This window comes from Rhizobium leguminosarum (assembly GCF_001679785.1).
Classification (GTDB): Bacteria; Pseudomonadota; Alphaproteobacteria; order Rhizobiales; family Rhizobiaceae; genus Rhizobium; species Rhizobium leguminosarum_R.
The window spans coordinates 346600-366667 of record NZ_CP016286.1 but is presented as its reverse complement, the minus strand read 5'-3'; the positions used below and the strand labels follow the sequence as shown (position 1 = coordinate 366667).

Here is a 20068-nt window from a genome sequence, read left to right as displayed (position 1 = left end):
GAGCACCGGTCATCCTTGCCTCACACCCGTTTCGCAGATCGGTGCTGAATATCGTTTGGCCGATGTTGCGAAGGTGCACGAAGAGATGGAATCTCGACGCTCGGCGGGCAGTATCCTGCTGATACCTTGATCGGTCAGAGCCCGTTATTTCGGCTTACGCAGATGGAGAGATCCAGTCGGAATAGGAACCACACTGGCAAGTCGTTGGCCTACCACCGTACCGATTGTGGCAACCCCGGGAGTATTCCCGGATGCGGGCTCTATCTGGCGGAGAAACAGTCCGCTGTTATCCGCGAGAGATCCGATGGTAATCATCGGCTCGTCGTCGACGAAAAGTATCAATCCAATGCCGGATCCAAGCTTATCCTCCACCCTGCATGGCAGGGCTCGCAGTACGGTTTCCGCGTTTGTCGAAAACAGGGATTTCACAAGCCCGCCAAGTGCTTCCACCTTATTGACGAACGGCCGTACGACAAGCGTGACCGCTTCTTCTTCAGATAGAGTGAGTTCGACGGAAAACTGAGCCGGCGCAGAACCGGTTGGCAGGCAAGCACTATAAAGCTGAAAAATCGCGGCGCGGGCGAAATTCAAGCGTGTATCATGGGACTCGGCTTCGACGATTGATTGGAGAAAGCGTGAAGAGTTCACTGCCGGAATCCCTCTTTCGAATCGGGATAGCCCGATGATGAGTCAATATACGATACCGCTTCTGGGAGCGAGCCGTCCGCATTATTCATATTGCCAACTGTTGACCTTCGAAAATCTCCAACTTGTCCCCGATATCCTGGATATACCGCGAATATTTGGCGAAGCTAGAGACCCAGTTTAGATCGCAAGAAAATATGGAAGCATTTAGGTCAATACTCTGGCGTGTTGAGATCGCTGTCATTTGTTCGTTCGCGCAACCATCCCGGTTCGCGGGCGCGCTTCCGATCGTCGTGTCACGTATGTTTTCTTCTTGAAATCGGTTTCCGCCTTCAAGCGATATGCCACATGTTGTTGGCAGCCATCAAATCGAATGGCAACACCCGATGTCGTACCCGATCCATCGCTCAAGACGACGAATGCTGAACGGCGGAATGGCTCCGGTGGCCCTGATTATTGAAACTTGAGGGCGGCGGCGCGCAGAGCCTGCCAAGCAGCGCCTCCATCGTTATGGATATCGAATTTGTCGTGGTCGTCCTCAGGATAGAGGCCCGAGTCCTGCGTGCTGGTGAGCCGCCAGACCACCCAGCCTCCGCAATCCGACGTGGCGATCGTGTTCAGCCAAGTTTCATAGGCATTTGCCTGATCGGGATCGGATCGGGGAACTCCAAATTCCTCCAGGATCACCGGTTTTCCGATATTTCGTGCGATCGCGCAGTATTCGCGAATGCGGGCGTCAAAATCGGAATGGCTCATTTTGACGTAGGATGGGTAGCCATGCCACGTGCCGAAATCGACGCTCGGAATGTTCATATCCGCCAGCTTCTGTTCCATGTTCCCATGGCCCGTCGTGACGAGCTGTTTCGGTGCCAGGGATTTGACATAGGCTGACATTTCCGACACCCAGTCATGAAGGAGCGGTTTGGGATGGATGTCAGGTTCATTGGCCAGATCCCAGGCAAATATGGTGGGGTCATCGGAATAGCGCACACCAGTAATCGTGTTGACGCGCGACAGAACATGCCCGACCCATGCCTTGTAATCGCGTCGGGTTCGCGGATCAGCGGCAAAAAAGGTGTATTTGTCCGAACTCCCGTACCAGGCATTCATCTGCTGGGCACCGCCCGTATAGGCCCAGAAATCGACGAATGCGAGGATCAGCTTAAGCTTGCGCTTCGCCGCTTCCGCGATGAGGTAATCGACCTTTTGCAAGCCGTCAGGTCCGTCGTTGGGAACCATCTTGTTGGTTATCGGATCCCAACTCATCATGTAGATGCCCTTGGTTCCCAGATTGCTGGAATCGGCCGTGCTTTTTGAATTCCAGATCGTCGGCACCCGGCCGTCCAGCGACCCTATAACCGGTTGCAGGAAGGTGCGCACCACATTGGCACCCATTGCCGTGGCATCGTCCAACACGCGCGTGACTTCGCCTGACGAGCCAAATGTCAGATAATGGTTGTTGACGCCGGCCACGCGAAATGGCTTGCCGTCCAGCAGGAAGCCCCCCTCTTTCGTCGTGACGAAAGATTGCTGCGGAGATGACTGCGCGTCCGCAGATCCGACTTGAGCAGACCAAAAAAGCGCCACCGCCGCAGCGCCGACAGCGAAATTCCGGAAATGGTGAATAGGCCTCATGCGAAGAAACTCCCTTTCAAGCCCGTGACGCAATTCCGATTTGGTCTGCCTTGTCGAGGACATTGCCGTATGTCGAGACGCCGGCAGCCGCTGATGGCGCGGTGGCGGACGGCGTCGCAGTGCGCCGCGCGGCCCAATACAATGCCGGGCACAGAAGGAGGCCTTCCAGAAGAACAGCAATGACCCAGAAGTTGGCAGTGCCGGCGATCCCGAATTGCGCACCACCGACGGCGGCCGCGATCTCCAGCACCGCACCGCCGGTCAGAACGAGCGTAGCAAAACCCAGGCGCCGCCGGACACGTTGAACCGCCAGATAATGATACTTCAACGCCATTCCGAAAGCGGCAACGCCCAGAAACTGGAGACTATTTCCTGCAATCACAGCATAGGCCGGATTGAATATCCAGAGCATGAAGCGCGACAGGAAGAGGAACGCCAAGGCGGTCGCCGCGCAAACCAGCATCGACAAGCCGAGCGACAGGCGCAGGCGCGCGGGAAATAGCTCCGGCTCCCGAACAGCGATGGCAAACAACACCGAGGCGAGTGACGCAGGGACGAGAAGCGCGACGTTCAGCACCGTCCAGGCGGCATAGAAGGCGGCGTTGATCTCAGCGGACAGCATCACCGTGACGACGAAGGGCAGCAGCAGCGCCGGCGCCTGAACAGCCATGCTGAGCGTATGATGGCCGAAAACCTGTCCGAGCACCGGGCGGAAGGCGCGGATCTCCGGCCGGTGGAAAACGTGCCCACCGGCATAAACAAGAAGCCCGGCCACGACGACCAGCGAGACAAGCTGGCCGGTAAACCAGGTGGTGAAGATCGCCAGTTCGCTGCTCGCCCGGCCTAGTGTCAGGCCGAGAGCGACCAACAGAAGAAGCTTGCTGGCGGCAAAGACAACATTTCGGGCCAGTTGAAGGCCGCTGCGCAGAAGGCCAACAAGGGCTTGGTCGAGCACGAGGGTCACGGCCGTCAGAGCGCAAGCACCGACGAAGAAGAGATCGGTCGCTGAGGAACCGACGATCGAGCCAAGCTGCGTCGATGTCCGGGCTGCGATAGCAAGATAGATCAGCCCCACCATGATGGAGGCGCTGAACGAGGCCAGGAGGGCGCCCGTCAGAAAGGGGCCCGCTCTTTTCTGACGGCCTATCTCGCCCATCAGGAAGGGCCCGAGACCGACTTCCCCGAGATTCGCGAGGAGATTCATCAACGATATGGCGGCGGCGGCGAGCCCGACAGCCTCGGCCGAGAAGGAACGCGCCGCGAACCACCAGTAGACGAAGCCGAGAACGGCCGTCATCAACGTTCCAAGCCCCAGCATGCCTGCATTGAGGAGCAAAACCGCCTGATTGATCAGGAGGCTGCGGACCTTAGTCATGGCGGCGCTGAGGGTCATCATGCCTATTCCACCGGTTCGAGAGCGCGAGCAGGAACGGAGGTGAACGGTCGCGTAAGGGCAGCGCGGGTCCGGCCGAGAGCGAAGCCGGCCACAGTGGCCGCCAGGCCGGCGCCCAGCGCGACGGCCCGAAGAAGGCCGCTCGGCTGGCCAAGCAGCACATCGGCGAATCCCCGCATAACCCCTTGCGGCAGCGTCCTGGTCACATAGGTCTTTTCCGACGCCAGCGCCTCGCCGGAGCCCGCCATCAACGAGAGGCTGGCCTTTGAAAGCCCTTCGGCCCAGCAGCGGTGGAGGAAATACTTCCACGTTGCGCGATCGGCGGGTATGGCGTGATCGCTGCCGCTCGATGGCTCGAAGACGAAACGGCCATGCGGCAAGGCCTTGGTTGCACGGATGCAGAGTTCGGTTTCCTCGCATCCGAGCGGCAAAGCCTTGGCCGTTCGGCCCAAGCCGGAATCGAAGCCGCCCGTATGATCGAAGACGGAGCGGCGGATGCACATCGACGCGCCGATGAGGTTGCGCACCGCCCCCGGATGAAGGCCGCGATAGGTGCAGCCGAGGGTCCACAGGAATTCGTCGGGAAACCAGGACGGACGGTCTGTTTCCCACAAGGGGCGGATGGCGGATACGGCGCCCAGAACCGAGGGATCCTCGAGTTGCCGCACCAAGGTCGCCAGCAAATCTTGATCCGCCACGGCGTCGTCGTCGAGAAACAGGATGACCTCGCCGCAGCTGACAGAAATCCCGGTGTTGCGGGCACCGGAGAGGCCGGGCGAATGAATATTCTCGACGATGCTGAGCGGGGTTTCGAAGCGCTTGGCGCGCAGACGCAGCGCGAGTGCCGGATTGTGATCGACGATAACAACGATCTCGTCCGCGGCCGGGACCTGGCGCGCTGCCGCCTCGATTGCCTTATTGAGAATGTCCCAGCGCTTGTCGGAATAGCAGCAGATGACGATTGCCGTCGTGAGCCTGCCGGGTAAGGGGTGCTGGAAATTATCCATTCTTCAGCTCCGGGGCGAACTGAAGGGTTATTCCGGTCGGTGCCGGCGACTGGAGCGCGTCGATGGTCATCCAGACCTTGCGGTAGATCGTTCCCCTGTCGCCGCCCTTGTAGAGCCAGGCTTCCAGCCGTGCGGGAGGGTGCGTTTTTGTCGGTATGGAGAATTCGAAGGTTTGACTGGAGGAAGGCGCCAGTTCGAAGGCTGGCATCTTTCCAATCAATGTGCCGCCCAGAACAAGGTCAAGACTGTAAAGCGTCCTGGCGTCTTCCGAATTGCGCACGCCGACCGTTACCACATTGTTCGTCCAGGTCCATTTGGGCACCATCCAAAGCTCAGTGAACTGAAACGGCTTGTGTTCAAGCGCGACCGGGCGCGCCATGAGGACGGAACTCGTCGCCAAGATCATGGAAACTGCGAATGCCCCAAAACGGCGGCCGGGCCAGGCCCAGGGAATGGCTGGAACCGGCCTTGCGAGCTGCAAAACGACATTCAGCCACCGAACGGCAATAGTCGTCAGGCCCAACGCGTATACCCAGCCTCGCGCATCGAGATGCCCGGCGACATGCAGCAGAAGGCCGCAAAAAATGCAGGTCGCGAAGCTCAGGAACACCGCGAACGTCCCCCTTGTGACTGTGTCGCCCTCGATGCGCAGGGTGTCCACCAGCATGCAGCCAGGGAAATACAATATCAGTGGCGCGCAGAGCGCCAGGCGGACCACCTTCTCCCAGGTCGAGAAGGTTTCGGGCAGCCACGTTACGGCCAAGGCAGCGGCAAGAACCCACAGCGGAATGATTCCCAGAAAGACACGACGGGCCATCATCGGGGACGAACTCCTGCATCCACCCATGCCGTCGCGCCGATGATCTGCGCGGCGCCTGGGTTCACCTTCATGAGCTTCTGCCGTATCACGTTGGGGTCGAAGGATTTCTGGACGAGATGAACGATCTTGCTGTCCAGCCGGCTCAGAGTGAGGCCGAGACGGCTATGGATCTGCGTCAGATAGGCCCCGCGCGCATCGCGCATCGTCGGCGACAGGTGCATCACATCGAGCAGAAAGACGGAATAGAGTGTCCATTCTCCGAACCGTGTCTGGTCTTTTGACGCGCTGAGACCGTTGAGCAGCTCGACGTAGGGTTTTGAGCCGTATTTCGACGCGATGTAGTCATTCAGCGCGATGAGCCATTCACGCTTGAAGCAGAAGAAATCGTTGATGAAATCGACGTAGCGAAAAGATCGAGCCGGCTCGACGCCGAGGATCTTTGCAACATTGCGCAACCGTTGCTTCTCGAAACGGTAATGCAGATCGGGCAACCTGTGGCTGGAATAATAGAGAACCGGTTCGCCCCGGTCGATCAGATCGGTCGTCGCGATGGGCCGCAGCAGCAGCGTATCCGCACCCAGATTACAGAAATGCTCGGTGCGGCAGAATTCGAAGGCGCGCAGCTTGACGATCTGCTGCCGAAACCAGCCGGGAAGTTCCAGTTCGCGTGCCGAAAGCCAGTCGTTGTCGCCGGTGACGGCTGCGCCGGGCACGAGACCCTTCGCGTCGAGGAAGGCTCTTAAAGCGGCCGGGTTGTCGGTGACCATGGTCAGGTTTCCCTTGTCGGGGAAATGCTGCTGGTAGGAGCGAAGGGACGCTTCGAGCAAATATTCGATGTCCCGCGAATGGACGCACATGAAAGCGTCGATACGGCTATCGATCATTGCAAATCTCCGTCTGTTCGTCCCAAGGATTGCACCGGCTCTCCGGTCCGCTTACCAGGGACGGCGGGCTGCCTTGTTTTCCCGAGCCGCCCGACATCGAAAATGACCATGAAGCCGTTGTCGAAGGTGCGGTCGACATCGGGCTCGGAATTGAACTTGAGCAGCGACGATGCCTGGAGGGGGACCGTGTGGTTTCGGTCCTGTGCGCCGCCGTCGAAATAGACGCCGACGCCGGGCAGGCCAGTGGTCATGCGCAGATCGACCATGACGAAACCAACGCTCGAGCCGATCAGCAGCTTGCGTTCCATCGAGCCGAGATCGGCAGCGGTGATGGCCATGCCTGTGTCCTGCCCGCTCTCAAGCGTGGTCGAGACCTTTTGCCGGCCGTAGGTGGACAGGAGCAGGCGATTGATCCGGTCGGTTGCGAAATGCCGGTCGCCGCCCAGCCATTCCCTGGTCCACTTTGCGGCGCTGATCCCCATCGGTTCTATCGACGAGGAGTCGGCCGAAACTTCATAGCCGGCCGGAACCAGGATACGCGGCCCCTCGGAGCTGATGACGCCACCAATCAGCACCGTCGTTGCGGCGGCGGCAAGCGCCGTTGCGCGCAGCCAGCCACGCGACGTGCCGTGCCAGAATGCCGCGACGGCCACCGCGACGACAATTGCGACGCCGAGGAAAGATAGCGAGCCGATGCGGTTGCCGATCTCCCACCCACTGCGCGTCAGGCGGAAGATGATGCTGACAGGATAGGCCAGCGTCACCAAAACGAGGACGACGAGAGGGCTTGACCGCCATAGGCGCCATCTGGTCGGCGGCCAGAGGATACTCGCATTCGGGTGCTGCCCATTGAAAACGAGCGAGCGGAGAAAGCCGGTGAGAAGTCCCAGGCAGATCAGCGCGACGCCCGCCATCGTCAGATAACGTTGCCACGCAGGCGCCAAGGCTCCCGTGTCCGACACGAAAAGCTTACGCGTCGCGGTCGAGTTCGATAGGAGTTGCGCTACCTCGTGTATGCCGCCTGCCAGTACGGGAAGGATGTAGCTGCCGGTGGGGTTCCCGACGATCTTCGACCAGGCGACCGGAGCAATCACGGCGATCGAGGCCAGCAGGATCGCCTGCCGCCTCTGCATAGCGGACGCGCCCTGTCGCAGGCATTCCATCACCGCCGTGCCGCACAAAAGGGCCGTGCAAAAATAGGAGGTGAGATGATGAGTAGCCGCGAGAGCCACGATCAGGACCATGGTGGCGACGACCGTCGGCCAGCCTGCCGCGTCGCTTCGCTCGATGCGTCGGCTTTCCGAAGCCAACAGCACCGCCGCAAGCATGGGGATCGCCAGGCTTTCATAGGAGTAGTGGACGTCAAACAGCAAAAACGCGGACGAGCCCATGTAGATCAGGCAGGCGATGGAGGCGATCCGTGCCGAGCCCGTGATCTTCTCAAAGAGCAGGAAGAGCGCGCACATCAGCATCATCCGTGCGGCCGCCAATACGATGAGGCCTGCCGCGAAGACGGACAGTCCGGACAGGTTGACCAAGGCGGACGTTATGAGCTCCAGCCCGGGATAGAGGGGGCTGACCGGCAAAAGGGGATTGGGCAGGAACAGTCGCCCCGCCTCCAGAATGTCGTTCACCGTCGCCCAGTGCAGGAATTCGTCATGGTCTATGAAGGCGACGGGTGCGCGGATGAGGCGCACCACGAAGAGGGCTGAGGTCACGATCATTATGAGCGCCAAGCGCTCCAGGCGGCTGGCCCCTGGATGGATGATCCGCGCCGCCGCGGGGAGAAAGATCGCGGCGATGGCGCAATAGAACGTCGGAACCGCCCAGCCCTCTCCCAGCCGACTGGCATTTGCAGCAAGAGCGGCCACAATAAGGGCGCAGCTGCATAGGAAGGCAAAGACCGGCGACATCCCCAGCGACGAAGGATCGGCAGCATCCCCGATCGCGCTGTCCTGCTTGCGCAGGCCCAGAAATGCAGCGATCCACAGATCGACGCGTGGAATGGTAACCCTTCCTGGATAGCCATGACGATAAGCTCCGTCCTGGTAGGCCTTCTGCCGGCCTGGAGAAGCCCGCCCCTTAACAACGGTCATCGTGCTTCAAATCTCCAAGCAGTGCCGGACCGGTTCGCAGTTCGGCCTGCGGATGCGAAAGGACGCGTCTGTACACCATCAGCAGCCGATCCGTGCAATCGTCCCAGTCGGGCAACCTCGTCTCGATTGAGATCGGCCCCGCGTCCATGGCGGCGAGCATTTCACGCGCGGTGAAGTCTGGCGAAGCGTTGAGCGGAATGGATCGCACGAGGCCCTCCTCAGCCAGCTCCCGAAAGCCGGATGTGTCGGTGGTCAGTACGGGAGCCTTGACCGAAAGCGCCTCCATAACCGCCACGGGGTGAGCTTCATAATCGCTGAGGAGCACGACAAGAGCGGCCGAAGACAAAAGATCGGCCATTGCGGACCGGTCGGTCGGCGGAATTGCCCCGATCTCGACACGGTTGCCGAGCCCGAGCTCGGCCACCTGCTGACGCAGCTTCGCCTCAAAAGGCCCCTCTCCCAGGATCCGAAGGCGCATATCAGGGAATTTTGTTGCTAGCACATGAAATGCAGCAAGCGCCCGATGATGACCTTTGTAGCGCTCCAGCCTGCCGAGCGAGACAATCAGCGGCCCATTGCAAAGTGAAGCCGGCCGCCGCCCGGACTTTTCCGGAAGGCGCGCGCCATTTGGGATCACGATGAACCGGTCTCTCGCGATTGCCATATTGTGGCTGAACAGATCCGCTTCGAATCGCGACACGCCAATGAGTTGCGCTGCCCTGGCAGCCAGAGGCGCAAGCATTCTATGTTGGAAGCGCCGGATCGAGGACCGAAATCGTGACGAGTGGCCCCCGCTGTGAAAGGTGACCACGAAAGGAAGCCCGTTCCGCGATGCGGCGGCCATTCCCAGCGGTGCCAGCAAGGTGTGGTAGCCCTGAACATGCATCAGGTCCCAATCGCCTTCGGCGACCGCCTTGAAGACGCCGGGGGCGAAGCACCAATCCCGCCCACGGGGAAACGTCCTCAGCCTGACAATCTCCACGCCGTCTCGGGTTTCCGCTGCCGGAAGAAGGCCGTCGGGATTGCCCGTCAAGACCGTCACCGTATGCCCCTTGCGCACGAGCCGGATTGCGACCTCGCTTACATGGGTTTCCGTTCCTCCGGCAAAAGGCAGGTATCTCGCGCTGAGCATCAAAATGCGCATCATGCGGCCTCGCCAATTACATCCGGACCTCAGGACATGCCCTGCTCGAGGACTTGGACGCCCGTCGGCGTACTGACGCGTTCTCGGAAGATCGTCTTCAGCACGCGCCAGCCGTCCGGAAGGGCACGCAGATTGCTGACGCCGTAGATACGCTCCGATTCAAAGCTCGCGACTTCCATGATTTTGAGCTTGTTCTTCAGGGCCCGCAAATTGATCAGCGTCTCAATTTCGAAGCCGTCGCAATCGGCACGCAGCAAGGGAACATGCCGTCTCCAAAAGCCCATGTAGCCGTAGCACAGATCGCTGAAAGAGCTGCCATAGAGCATCCGGACCAGGAGGGTCAGGCCCAGATTGCCGAAACGGCGGATGACTGTCATATCGCTGGTGCCGCCACCCTGCATAAAGCGCGAACCCTTGACGAAATCCGCACCTGCAACAAGAGCCGCGACGAACAGGATGATTTCGTAGGGATCCATCGACCCGTCAGCATCAAGCATCACGATCATATCGCCAGATGCGGCTTCGAAGCCCGTCCGCAATGCGATGCCTTTGCCCTTCTTAGGCTGAAGTACGATCTTGACATCATCGCGCATGCTTCGCGCTATGTCCGGCGTTCCGTCTGTCGATCGCCCATCGACGATGATAATTTCATGCACCCATGTCGGTATGCGGGGCAAAAGCAGCTTGATATTTTCCGCTTCGTTCAAGGTTGGAATGACGAGTGAGGTCCTTGGCAACTTGAACATCGGACCTTGGACCGGCATTGAGGAATGCGAGGATTCTAAAGCTTCGATTGTAGACATAAGCTCTCCTTGGCCTTTTGGACCGCGTGACAAATCGCAAATCGACGATGCCCCTGAGCTCTTTGGCCGAGAGGAGGACTAAACTCTCCCCAGTCGGGAAGAGTATGCGGCTAAGCCTCAATGTACTTTGATCAGATCGCCTGGCTGTAAGACCGTTTCTTCGGTCGCAGGTTCGACGATGACACCATTCGGTCCAGGCCGAACGATTTCAAATTCAACACCGGCGCTATCATTCGACGATACCATCGACCGGAAAATTTCAAGATCGCTCTCGGTCGTCTTCAACGCCGTGGATAGGCCTCTTTCGGCATCCGCTGCCGACTTTTCGATCTCGATCTCGCGTTCGATACGATCGCGCTCAACGTCCTGTTTCGCTGCCGCCAGCCGTTGCTTCGCGCTCTCGACATCGATGACGGCCTGCTGCTTTCGATCTTCCGATTCGGTCAGTTCGCTTTGTGCCCGAGTCAACTCAATGCTGGTGACAAGTTTGTTTTTGGCCAATTTCTCGATACTTGCCAGCCGATCCTGACGGACCCGAATGGTGGCATCATAATTACCGACGCGTGCCTGACGCAGATCGAGATCGGCCTGAGCATTGGCCACAGATTTTGCGTAAGCGCTGCTCTGCGCATCCTTGCTCGTCGTTACCAATTGGCGCTGCCATGTCTCATCATCCAGCAACCTTTGAGCGTCGGGATCGGGACCAAGAACAAGCGTGCCAATGCTGGCAATTTGTACGGAATCGCGCTTTGCCCTGAGCACCTCGGTTCGCGACGCAAGCCGCTTCAGATCGGCCAGCCCAGCCTTCAACCGCTCGATCTGGCGTGTAATTTCCACGCTCTGCCATGGCTCGATACTCTTCGCAGCCATGCCACCCGCTTGCGCAACGGCATGCAGAACAGTCATGCCATCAACATATCGAAACGAGCCAGGATTACGAACCGGGCCGGTAATATAGATTGGCTGGTGCTCAATCTTGACGATATTCACGAACCCCTTTCTGCCGACCAAACTTTCGTACGAAGGAAGAATTATCGCCTCCACATCCGCCGGAGGAAGCCCTCGAACCGGAAAGCGTCCCAAAAGCGGAAGCGCAATCGTTCCGTCCGCTTCAACGACGTATTCGCCAGTGAGCTCGGGGCGCTGGTAAAAGTTCCAGGGAACCGTACCCCGCGAGCCCGTCCAGCGATCTTCGACGGAGGCCAAGCTTTCGTAAAATGCGAGATTCAATTTATCGCCTGAGCGAAGACCGTCACGCAACAATTGAGGCTGCCGGGCCGAAGTCTCACCAGGGGTCACAACCGAGACCACTTCCGTAGGCGAAGGTAACTCTTCCGCTGCTGGCGCCAATGGAACAATTGCTGCAAACACCATGCACAGTATTGTTTGATGTAGGCGAGAACCGATTCTCGACCTATATTGAGGCCTCGCTGGAGATATTATCTTCGAAAGCTTCATGTTTCGAATTTCCGCTTTGAAAGCGCTGAACGCCCCTTGATCTCTTTAAGGTTAACATAATATTAACCATATTCAACAGTACTTAACAATGATTAATACATCTGCCAGACAGGCTAAGATCCTAAGTCGAAAAGAATTCAATGAAAGTAATATCTTGCGGCGACCGGGCAGCACTTCGAAACCCTTGGCTTTATCGGTTTATTTGACGATCAGCAGGGTGAACTTTGCAATGTAGCTCTCAGCTTTAGTCCATCAGAGCCGCCATTGGCGAAGAGATGTCTGATGAGAAATGGTTTCAAGAACGACACTTGCGCCGTCGCGATGGATGGCGAACGATTTGTATCCGGGCCGGGCTGGTGTCCATTTATCCAGAAAATGGCATTATGTTATGTATTTCAGAGATCTACAGCCATAGAACTTGTTGCGATAGGGTTGCCCGCAATCGAGTGGGTCCTCGGCACAGGCCGAGCGCTCTCCCGCAAAATAACGCCTGGCATCGTAGCCGGCGTCAATGACAGGGAAAGGTTCAAAGCTCTATGTCTGCAGATGAAAAGCCGCTTATCGCGATTGCCGGTGCAACGAGCAAACAAGGGCGTAGCGTCGCCGCTGCACTGCTTCAGAGCCAACGTTTCCGGGTGCGAGCTTTCACCCGGAAAAAGGATTCGCCTGAAGCTTTACGTCTGGAGGAGCTCGGCGCTGAAATCGTCACCGTGCCTCTCCAACTTGGCCTGCAGAAGGACCTCGTTGCTGCCTTCAAAGGTGCCGATGGCGCATTTCTGATGACGCCGCCGATCGCCCCGCCGGAGACAATCGAGGCTCCGCTCGGCCGGCAACTGGCGGATGCCGCCGTGGAGGCCGGCGTCGGGCATATTGTTTTCAGCACACTTGAGAATGTCGACAAGATCACCGGCGGGACGAAGTATGCGCCGCATTTTACCGACAAGGCGCGCGTTGCAGACCATATTCGCGGCCTGCCTATCTCTCATTCCTTCGTCATGCTGGCGTTCTTCTACACCAATCTTCTTGAATATTATGTGCCGCGGATGGAGGGCGATAGGCTGCTCCTGCCGATTTATCTTCCGGAAGATTTCCGAGCGCCTTTTGTCGATCCGCTGACGGCTACCGGGCCGGTCGTCCTCGAAATTTTCTCAAACCCCGAGCGTTACAACGGCAAAACACTGCCGATCCTTGGCGACATCATTTCCCCGCGGGAGATGGTCGAAACCTTTCAGCGCGTGACCGGGCTCAAGGCCGAGTATCGAAACGCTTTCACCAGGGATGGCCTGCTGCGCTATTTTCCAGAGTTTGCCGCCAACGAACTTCTCGTTCGAGAGATTCTCGGGATGGTCGAATATGCTGTCGAATATGGATATTTCGGCAAGGAGCATGACCTCGAATGGAGCCGTCGGGTGAACCCCGATACGCTCAACTGGGAGCAGTATCTGCGGAAGACGGGGTGGCGTGGCGATAAACAATCTTTTAGATTCTAAAGCGCGTCGCGATCTTTCGGATTCGCTTGTCGCGCTCTAGAGCAATTCCAGGAAAAGTGCGAAGCGGTTTTCCTGGAATTGCGTAAAAATAAAAAGGCTAGAGCGGTCCTGCGCTTCCGTTGAAAGCTGAACCGCTCTAGCTCTTTGTTTTTCCGCATGTCGTAGGGCAAAACCGCTGCACACTTTTGCTCGACATGCTTTAAATCACGACGGTCGGATTCCCGGCAATTTAGAAACCTCGGCGACAAGAAAATCGACGAGAAGCCGAACGCGGGCAATGGCGGCGCGCTCCGGAACGATCAGCAAGCTCACAGGAACCGGTGCGGGACGATAGTCGCCAAGCAAGACCTCGAGCTGACCGTCGTCGAGAAGATCGTGAACCAACCAGAGGTGTGCGGGACCAATTCCGCGCCCGGCGGCAAGGGCTTTGCGCGCCGCAAGCCCGTGATCGACGCGCAACTTGCCACTGACGGGGATCATCAGCGTTGCGCCATCGGGAGAGGAAAGAACGAGCCGATCGCTGCCGGCCACATTGGACATTATGACGGTTTCGTAGCGGGACAGATCGGCTGGGCGCTCCGGCCGTCCGTGGGCGGACAAATAGGCCGGAGCGCCCACCAGCAGCCGATGGCTTTCTCCGAGCGCATGAAGTTTCATCGCGCTGTCGGCGAGGGGCCCAAGACGGAGTGCGACGTCGACGCCTTCGCGAACCAAATCGATCCGCTCGTCCGTCAGGTTGAGGTCGACCCGGATGTCCGGATGCTTGTCCTGGAAATCAAAGATCAGGCGCGTGATGTGCATCACACCGAGCGCTGCAGTACAGGAAAGCCGGACAGCACCCGCGGGGGCCTGACGGGCATCTCTGGCTTCTTCAGCAGCCTGTTCGACCAGGCGCAATATCTGCAGGCAGTTGCTATAATAACGGCTACCCTCGTCGGTAAGGGTCACGCGACGCGTGGTTCGGCTGAGAAGCGGGACGCCGACAGCCTCCTCAAGCTCATTGAGATGCCGCGTCACGGTGGATTGACCGACACCCAGCTCTCTTGCGACCATCGATAGGTTGCCGCGTTCGGCGACGCGGACAAAGGTGCGCATTCTGTCCAGAGACAGTCCCGTACTATCCATTTTTCAGCACAGTGATCGTCATTCCCTCGGTATAGGGAATAATCAGGGCTATGGCTAGTTCGAGCATGCGCCGGCAGTTCGATGGCATATTCCGGCGAGGCTGGCGAGGTCCGCACAACGGATGGATCAGAGGGTGCGCTCAAAGAGCAGCTCATTGTCTTTCGTCCCGGCCACTTCCCATCCCGAGTTCCGATAGAACCGCTCCGCCTTCGTGTTTGGATCGGTTGTAAGCCAGGCACGGTGGACACCGGCGGCTTTCAAAACGTTGCAAGCTTCGCGGAAGAGAACGGAACCTATTCCTTTTCCTTCAAATCCGGGAACAACAAAAAGCGCCCAAATGCTGCCATCTCGTGGATTAGCGGCAGAAAAGCCGACAATTTCGTTTTGCTCTTCCCACACGAAAATGCCGGGGTTTGCGACGAACCATTCATAGTGAACATCGAGGACTTTGGACGGATCGCCAAGGACGTTTTCAGTGACGGATGCCCGAATAGCCTTAAGTCGAGGGACGTCTGAAATGACCGCTCTTCTTAGCAAAGCTCGCTCCATCATCGTCGCAGACCGTACCAAATTACCGCGTCGAGCCGCGTGGGATGATGGAGAAGCCGCAATCGACCTTGTCTTCGCCGGGCGGCTCGTCGCGGACGGCGCGCAGCAGCATATCGGCGACGCGGTAGCCGATATCGTAGCGCGGTATGTGCACCGTCGTCAGCGACGGTTCGGTGAAGGCCGAAAATTCCAGATCGTTGAAGCCGCAGATGCCGAAATCCTCAGGCACGCGGATGCCGCGCACGCCGCATTCGATGAGCACGCCAAGCGCCAGTTCGTCGTTCTGGGCAAAGACGGCATCGACATCAGGCACGCGCGCCAGCAGGCGGGTCAACAATTCCCTTCCGAGACCGGTGGTGCCCGGCGCATCCGCGCCGATGGCAAGATCGGGATCGAAACGGCCGGCTTCGCGCATCGCGGCCTCATAGCCTTCGCGGCGGCGGCGCGAGCGAATATCCATGCTGCCGCCGATGAAGCCGATCCTCTGATAGCCCCTCGACAGCAGGAAACGGGTGGGTTCGGCGCCCGCCGCATGATGATCAAGGCCGACGACCAGCCTTTCCGGCTCCTGGCTGAGATCGGTGATGTGGGCGATCGGACAGGCGGCATTCTCGATCAGCGGCAGAAGATCATCATAGGATTCGGCACCGGCGATGATGACGCCGGCCGGCTTCTGCATCAGGAAGGATTTCAGCTGGCCGGCCTCCCGATCGGCATGGTGGAGCGTGTTGGAATACTGCACACCGAATTCGGTGGCGCGCAAGCGATCCTCGATGCCGATCATCAGGCCTGCAAAGGCGGGCCGGTGCAAAGCGGGCGTGATGACGCCGACGGTGCCGTTGTGGCGGCCGGCCAGCGCCCGGGCGGCAAGATTGGGGATATAGCCCATCTCGTCTACCGTGCGCAGAATAACCTCGCGCAGATCCTCCGAGACGATTTCAGGATTGCGAAGCGCGCGCGAAATGGTGATGGGGCTGACCCCCACCCTCTTCGCCACATCGCTCAACTTCACATGCGCGCCGCGCCTGCCCTTCCGCCCCCGCTCCACTGCCGTCCCCACCGCCCCGTTATATCTAGCCCGCGAGTCTCGCTTGCCCTCGATTCGCGATCTTTACTTTCTGAAGAAGAAATAATTTAGAGTCTACTAACATTTTATATTCGCAACAGGATCCCGGAATATAATTTACAGAAACGGCAGCGGGATCGTCTGTCGGCAAATTACGGGCGCATGCGGCGATCGGATCACCGCCTCCTGGAAAAAGTGCGTTTATTTTCGAATGAAAACATCGTGGCGGCCGCCAGCGAAGCAAAATCAGGCCGGAATTTTTGAGCCGCTCAAACGCTGGGTGAGCGAAGATTAAGTTCCAGTCATTAGCTTACAAATCGGCAATATAAACATGATCAAACTTTAATTTGTAAATCCGCTTGGTGGGATCATATGAATCCCGAGCGCCAATTCTTCTCTTCCCCCGGTCGCCGCCCCCGACGACGGCGCGTTCCCAAGAGGAATTGGCGCCAAACGCCATCCGACGCCAGGTCCCAGGACATGGAACCACGACGCCATCCAAAGCCAACGCTCTCGCACGGGACAACCGCCCAAGGGATCACCACCATGTCACACATCCTCCGCAACCATCGCACCGCAACCCTTGTCGGGGCCGCCATCATCGCCGGCGCAGCCTGCCTGCCCTTCGCCATCAACGCCTCCAATGCCGTTGCCGCGCCCTCTGATACCGGCGGCATTCTCGCGCCGAGCGGCTCCTTCGCCTCCATCGTCGATGCCGACAAGCCTGCCGTCGTCACCATCACCACGACGATGAAGGCGACCGATGTCAGCGCCGGAGAGCAGGAATCGCCGATGGATGAGCAGTTCCGCCAGTTCTTCGAGGATCAGGGCATCCCGCTGCCGCGCCAGGCACCGCAAAAGCGGCCTTCGCAGCAGGCGATGGCGCTCGGCTCCGGCTTCATCATCAGCCCCGACGGGGTGATCGTCACCAACAACCATGTCATCGACAATGCCGTCGACATCAAGGTGACGTTGGATGACGGCACGGAACTGCCGGCCAAGCTGATCGGCACCGACCCGAAATCCGATGTCGCCGTGTTGAAGATAGGGGCGGGCAAGCCGCTGCAGACCGTTGCCTGGGGCGATTCCGACAGGCTGAAGCTCGGCGACCAGATTCTGGCGATCGGCAACCCCTTCGGCATCGGCACCACGGTGACGGCAGGCATCGTCTCGGCGCGCGGCCGCGACCTGCACAGCGGGCCCTATGACGATTTCATCCAGATCGACGCGCCGATCAACCATGGCAATTCCGGCGGTCCGCTGGTCGACCGCAACGGCAATGTCGTCGGCATCAACACCGCTATCTATTCGCCGAACGGCGGCAGCGTCGGTGTCGGTTTCGCCATTCCCTCCGACGAGGCCAAGGCGATCGTCGCCAAGCTGCAGAAGGACGGCTCGATCGATCACGGCTATCTCGGCGTGCAGATCCAGCCGGTCACCAAGGATGTCGCCGATGCCGTCGGCCTCGACAAGACCGGCGGCGCGCTGGTTGCCGCCGTCACTGCCGATACGCCGGCCGCGCATGCCGGCCTGAAGCCGGGCGATATCGTCACCTCAGTCGGCGGCGAGAGCGTCAAGACGCCGAAGGACCTGTCGCGCCTGGTCGCCGACCTTTCGCCGGGCGCCAAAAAATCCCTCGGCGTCTGGCGCGACGGCAAGACGATCGATCTCAACGTCACCGTCGGCACCAATGAGGAAGGCCAGAAGGAGGCGGCGGCCGAAAGCCCCGACGTCCAAGGCCAGAGCACCGGCCAGCCGAGCCTCGGCATCGGCCTTGCCGATCTCACACCCGACGTGCGCCAAGAGCTCAACCTGCCGCACTCGATCAGCGGCGCGGTGGTCGCCAAGGTCGTCCCGGACAAGGCTGCGGCTGCCGCCGGCATTCAGTCCGGCGATGTCATCGTCTCGGTGAATGACAGACCGGTCCACAATGCCCGCGACGTCAAGACCGCAATCGCCGATGCCGGCAAGGCCGGCCGCAAGTCGGTGCTGCTGCTTGTCGAGCGCGACGGCAACAAGACCTTCGTCGCCGTGCCGTTTGGGGCGGCCTGACGGTAGCCTGAGCTGTTGCTGCAAACAGGGAAAGCCTGCCTGACGCGGGCTTTTCGACGGACCGGAGCGGCGAGACCTTGAAGCCAAGCACCGCTCAGTCGGTGAAGATCTATAGGGCGCCGTCCACCCCTCTATCTCCTGCTCAGGGAGATTTCAGCTTCGTCCGCTTTGCACGCCTACGAAATTTGCCTGTTTGGCGGTTTGCCTCTTGCTGCTTTACCGCATCGGAGTGGCTGCGTTGCGCGGCCTCCAATTGCTGCCGCGTCGGGAGATCATGGTCGTAGGTGGAAGCACTGAATGCCGTCGCGTTATCGAACGGACCTCTGTGTGGACGCGCCAATCCATAGGCTTGCCCATCGGCGCTATCGATCCCCTCCTCCGCTGACGATGATCGCGCTTGACGCGCCTGCGCTATGAGATCGTCTGCAGTCGGGCCCAAGGTTGCGATTTTCCGCAGGAAGGCGATGATTTTGCTTTTCCTGGCCCTGTCCTTTTGATCTGCGTGAATCCCAGACATGTCTTCTTCCTTGTTCGTCATGTCATCGCGACGATCGATCGGGGGTGCCGGCGACATCGCGGCAGGACGTTCACGGGATCTCGGACAATCGTTCAGGCAGCCTGGTTTTGGGAAAGCGGTAGGCTGGCGGCCGCAGGGGTGCGTCCGCACGCCCGGACGCCGTATACCGCGCGATCCGATAGGCTTTCACCGGGGCGCCGCCGTCATCCTGCCATCGGGCAAATGAGGCGTCTTCCATTGCCTGCGGAAGCGGGCCTGAGCTCAACTGTGTCGCGAGATACATTTTCAGCGCCGATTTCAACGCCGCCTCATCGACGATCCCCATCTGGAAGCAATCAATGAGGAAACTTGTGGCGGTGATCTCACCCTCATCGGCCGCGTGGGTTTCGCCGCCGCGAAAGCCGGCCTTTCGCAGGATACGATCGAGCATCCTCAAATTGCCGACGCCGAAAAACTGATCTGATGTGGAAGACATGGCGTCCTCCTTCGTTGGGGCTAGGGTTGACTGGCGGCAGATTTCCTGCCGCGCCCCAAGCAGCGGTGCCCGTATCGTGCCCGCCGATAGATCAGCTTGCGCTCTTTGCCATCTGACCGCAACCTCATTCGGTGGCGGCCATTGATAATGGCGTGGCGGAACCCATTTTAGAGAGAGGAGGATACGCATCATGCAGTTGAACGGTGAAGCGACCCTCACAAAGCCGTCGGCACTGGCGGTTTCGGAACGGCGAGCGCTCATAGATCACCTCAGAGAGGTGATCGCAGGCTTGGCTCACGGGCTGGCCGCCGACGGATTGCTGGACCTTGTGCCGCCTCTGCTGGAGATAAACAAAGTCCTCCGCGATATGACGGACGAGATTTCGCGCGCGGACCCTGTCTATTCCGACGAGATCATCACTGGTACGGTGCGCTTGATCAAGACGTCGCAAGCTTTGCTCGATGACCGGGTTATCGTCCAGACGATTCATTAAGACCTGCCGACGGTCGGGCATGGCGGCAGGCTGATTGCCAACCATTTGGCATCAAGCTGCCCGTTCCGGCCAGCCGTGCATCGATAATCATCGCCGGGTTCGAGGTCCGCACAGCGGCTCCCGCCCACTTCCAAGGATCAACCACAATGGCACTTATTTTTCCCAACAGAAGCCGCAGCTTCGACGAAGCGCGAAAAGGCGTCCGCTTCACCGGCTATGACGGCATGTTCGAAGTCCGGTTTCTGGTCGAAGAGGCAGCCCTCGGCAGCGCGATCACCCAGAACTCCTCCGAAGCCGCCTATCTCAATGCCTTTGATGCAGCGCGCTCTGCCATTCAGGAGGCCGCATCGAGAGCCTATCAGCATCGACGCGGAAACAACTTCACGCTCACGGCTGCAGATTTTCGCTGATCGCGA

19 protein-coding genes and 1 pseudogene are annotated in these 20068 nt (G+C 59.2%); 5 read left to right on the top strand and 15 right to left on the bottom strand.

The window, feature by feature from the left end:
* Positions 1–28: 28 nt before the first annotated feature.
* A pseudogene (locus tag BA011_RS40995) lies at positions 29–130 on the top strand (quinone oxidoreductase); the annotation flags it as partial.
* A 14-nt stretch (positions 131–144) separates the two neighbouring features.
* Here BA011_RS40995 and BA011_RS01995 read toward each other — a convergent pair.
* The 10 genes from BA011_RS01995 to BA011_RS01950 all read right to left on the bottom strand — a co-directional run bounded on the left by BA011_RS01995 (position 145) and on the right by BA011_RS01950 (position 11801).
* Complete coding sequence (locus BA011_RS01995; RefSeq protein ID WP_065279252.1) at positions 145–648, bottom strand: hypothetical protein; 504 nt, start codon at positions 646–648, stop codon at positions 145–147.
* A gap of 450 nt (positions 649–1098) precedes the next feature.
* Positions 1099–2280 carry a glycoside hydrolase 5 family protein gene (locus BA011_RS01990; RefSeq protein WP_065279251.1) on the bottom strand — a complete coding sequence of 394 codons (1182 nt, stop codon included), beginning with the start codon at positions 2278–2280 and terminating at the stop codon, positions 1099–1101.
* 16 nt (positions 2281–2296) lie between these two features.
* Entirely contained in the window at positions 2297–3676 is a 1380-nt protein-coding gene (locus tag BA011_RS01985; protein ID WP_065279250.1) for a hypothetical protein, read from the bottom strand.
* 2 nt (positions 3677–3678) lie between these two features.
* Complete coding sequence (locus BA011_RS01980) at positions 3679–4680, bottom strand: glycosyltransferase family 2 protein (RefSeq protein ID WP_065279249.1); 1002 nt, start codon at positions 4678–4680, stop codon at positions 3679–3681.
* A complete protein-coding gene (locus tag BA011_RS01975; protein ID WP_065279248.1) occupies positions 4673–5500 on the bottom strand; it encodes a hypothetical protein in 828 nt (275 codons plus the stop codon). Before BA011_RS01975 ends, BA011_RS01980 begins: the two co-directional genes overlap by 8 nt.
* The gene (locus BA011_RS01970; protein WP_065279247.1) at positions 5497–6384 is read right to left on the bottom strand and encodes a DUF6492 family protein; all 888 of its coding nucleotides are present in this window, start codon (positions 6382–6384) and stop codon (positions 5497–5499) included. The genes BA011_RS01975 and BA011_RS01970 overlap by 4 nt, the downstream gene beginning before the upstream one ends.
* On the bottom strand, positions 6381–8480 hold the full coding sequence (locus BA011_RS01965) for a hypothetical protein (RefSeq protein ID WP_065279246.1): 2100 nt from the start codon (positions 8478–8480) through the stop codon (positions 6381–6383). The genes BA011_RS01970 and BA011_RS01965 overlap by 4 nt, the downstream gene beginning before the upstream one ends.
* A complete protein-coding gene (locus tag BA011_RS01960) occupies positions 8467–9627 on the bottom strand; it encodes a glycosyltransferase family 4 protein (RefSeq protein WP_065279245.1) in 1161 nt (386 codons plus the stop codon). The genes BA011_RS01965 and BA011_RS01960 overlap by 14 nt, the downstream gene beginning before the upstream one ends.
* A 26-nt stretch (positions 9628–9653) precedes the next feature.
* Positions 9654–10370: a glycosyltransferase family 2 protein gene (locus BA011_RS01955; protein WP_017959502.1), complete on the bottom strand. Its 717-nt coding sequence runs from the start codon at positions 10368–10370 to the stop codon at positions 9654–9656.
* 174 nt (positions 10371–10544) lie between these two features.
* Positions 10545–11801 (bottom strand): polysaccharide biosynthesis/export family protein, encoded by a 1257-nt coding sequence (locus tag BA011_RS01950; RefSeq protein ID WP_237352552.1) that lies wholly within the window; start codon positions 11799–11801, stop codon positions 10545–10547.
* A gap of 620 nt (positions 11802–12421) precedes the next feature.
* Here BA011_RS01950 and BA011_RS01945 point away from each other — a divergent pair.
* On the top strand, positions 12422–13375 hold the full coding sequence (locus tag BA011_RS01945; protein ID WP_065279244.1) for an NmrA/HSCARG family protein: 954 nt from the start codon (positions 12422–12424) through the stop codon (positions 13373–13375).
* A 204-nt stretch (positions 13376–13579) separates the two neighbouring features.
* On the opposite strand, the gene BA011_RS01940 is transcribed toward BA011_RS01945, so the two are convergent.
* The 3 genes from BA011_RS01940 to BA011_RS01930 form a co-directional block, all read right to left on the bottom strand.
* Positions 13580–14500 carry a LysR family transcriptional regulator gene (locus BA011_RS01940; protein WP_065279243.1) on the bottom strand — a complete coding sequence of 307 codons (921 nt, stop codon included), beginning with the start codon at positions 14498–14500 and terminating at the stop codon, positions 13580–13582.
* A gap of 126 nt (positions 14501–14626) precedes the next feature.
* A complete protein-coding gene (locus BA011_RS40990; protein WP_237352550.1) occupies positions 14627–15052 on the bottom strand; it encodes a GNAT family N-acetyltransferase in 426 nt (141 codons plus the stop codon).
* Between the two features lie 19 nt (positions 15053–15071).
* Complete coding sequence (locus tag BA011_RS01930) at positions 15072–16061, bottom strand: LacI family DNA-binding transcriptional regulator (RefSeq protein ID WP_065279241.1); 990 nt, start codon at positions 16059–16061, stop codon at positions 15072–15074.
* 600 nt (positions 16062–16661) lie between these two features.
* Here BA011_RS01930 and BA011_RS01925 point away from each other — a divergent pair.
* Complete coding sequence (locus BA011_RS01925; protein ID WP_065279240.1) at positions 16662–18167, top strand: DegQ family serine endoprotease; 1506 nt, start codon at positions 16662–16664, stop codon at positions 18165–18167.
* A 142-nt stretch (positions 18168–18309) separates the two neighbouring features.
* On the opposite strand, the gene BA011_RS01920 is transcribed toward BA011_RS01925, so the two are convergent.
* The gene (locus BA011_RS01920) at positions 18310–18684 is read right to left on the bottom strand and encodes a hypothetical protein (protein ID WP_065279239.1); all 375 of its coding nucleotides are present in this window, start codon (positions 18682–18684) and stop codon (positions 18310–18312) included.
* Between the two features lie 70 nt (positions 18685–18754).
* The gene (locus BA011_RS01915; protein ID WP_027664973.1) at positions 18755–19159 is read right to left on the bottom strand and encodes a hypothetical protein; all 405 of its coding nucleotides are present in this window, start codon (positions 19157–19159) and stop codon (positions 18755–18757) included.
* A 190-nt stretch (positions 19160–19349) separates the two neighbouring features.
* On the opposite strand from BA011_RS01915, the gene BA011_RS01910 reads away from it, so the two are divergent.
* Both BA011_RS01910 and BA011_RS01905 read left to right on the top strand, forming a co-directional pair.
* Entirely contained in the window at positions 19350–19652 is a 303-nt protein-coding gene (locus BA011_RS01910; protein ID WP_065279238.1) for a hypothetical protein, read from the top strand.
* 146 nt (positions 19653–19798) lie between these two features.
* The gene (locus tag BA011_RS01905; protein ID WP_012756525.1) at positions 19799–20062 is read left to right on the top strand and encodes a DUF1488 domain-containing protein; all 264 of its coding nucleotides are present in this window, start codon (positions 19799–19801) and stop codon (positions 20060–20062) included.
* Positions 20063–20068: the final 6 nt, after the last annotated feature.

What these genes read in the sequence shown, in the direction of transcription:
- BA011_RS01990 (WP_065279251.1), bottom strand. Translation starts at nt 2,280, where the DNA reads ATGAGGCCTATTCACCATTTCCGGAATTTCGCTGTCGGCGCTGCGGCG.
- BA011_RS01985 (WP_065279250.1), bottom strand. Translation starts at nt 3,676, where the DNA reads ATGATGACCCTCAGCGCCGCCATGACTAAGGTCCGCAGCCTCCTGATC.
- BA011_RS01980 (WP_065279249.1), bottom strand. Translation starts at nt 4,680, where the DNA reads ATGGATAATTTCCAGCACCCCTTACCCGGCAGGCTCACGACGGCAATC.
- BA011_RS01975 (WP_065279248.1), bottom strand. Translation starts at nt 5,500, where the DNA reads ATGATGGCCCGTCGTGTCTTTCTGGGAATCATTCCGCTGTGGGTTCTT.
- BA011_RS01970 (WP_065279247.1), bottom strand. Translation starts at nt 6,384, where the DNA reads ATGATCGATAGCCGTATCGACGCTTTCATGTGCGTCCATTCGCGGGAC.
- BA011_RS01965 (WP_065279246.1), bottom strand. Translation starts at nt 8,480, where the DNA reads ATGACCGTTGTTAAGGGGCGGGCTTCTCCAGGCCGGCAGAAGGCCTAC.
- BA011_RS01960 (WP_065279245.1), bottom strand. Translation starts at nt 9,627, where the DNA reads ATGATGCGCATTTTGATGCTCAGCGCGAGATACCTGCCTTTTGCCGGA.
- BA011_RS01955 (WP_017959502.1), bottom strand. Translation starts at nt 10,370, where the DNA reads ATGTTCAAGTTGCCAAGGACCTCACTCGTCATTCCAACCTTGAACGAA.
- BA011_RS01950 (WP_237352552.1), bottom strand. Translation starts at nt 11,801, where the DNA reads ATGGTGTTTGCAGCAATTGTTCCATTGGCGCCAGCAGCGGAAGAGTTA.
- BA011_RS01945 (WP_065279244.1), top strand. Translation starts at nt 12,422, where the DNA reads ATGTCTGCAGATGAAAAGCCGCTTATCGCGATTGCCGGTGCAACGAGC.
- BA011_RS01940 (WP_065279243.1), bottom strand. Translation starts at nt 14,500, where the DNA reads ATGGATAGTACGGGACTGTCTCTGGACAGAATGCGCACCTTTGTCCGC.
- BA011_RS40990 (WP_237352550.1), bottom strand. Translation starts at nt 15,052, where the DNA reads ATGATGGAGCGAGCTTTGCTAAGAAGAGCGGTCATTTCAGACGTCCCT.
- BA011_RS01925 (WP_065279240.1), top strand. Translation starts at nt 16,662, where the DNA reads ATGTCACACATCCTCCGCAACCATCGCACCGCAACCCTTGTCGGGGCC.
- BA011_RS01920 (WP_065279239.1), bottom strand. Translation starts at nt 18,684, where the DNA reads ATGTCTGGGATTCACGCAGATCAAAAGGACAGGGCCAGGAAAAGCAAA.
- BA011_RS01915 (WP_027664973.1), bottom strand. Translation starts at nt 19,159, where the DNA reads ATGTCTTCCACATCAGATCAGTTTTTCGGCGTCGGCAATTTGAGGATG.
- BA011_RS01910 (WP_065279238.1), top strand. Translation starts at nt 19,350, where the DNA reads ATGCAGTTGAACGGTGAAGCGACCCTCACAAAGCCGTCGGCACTGGCG.
- BA011_RS01905 (WP_012756525.1), top strand. Translation starts at nt 19,799, where the DNA reads ATGGCACTTATTTTTCCCAACAGAAGCCGCAGCTTCGACGAAGCGCGA.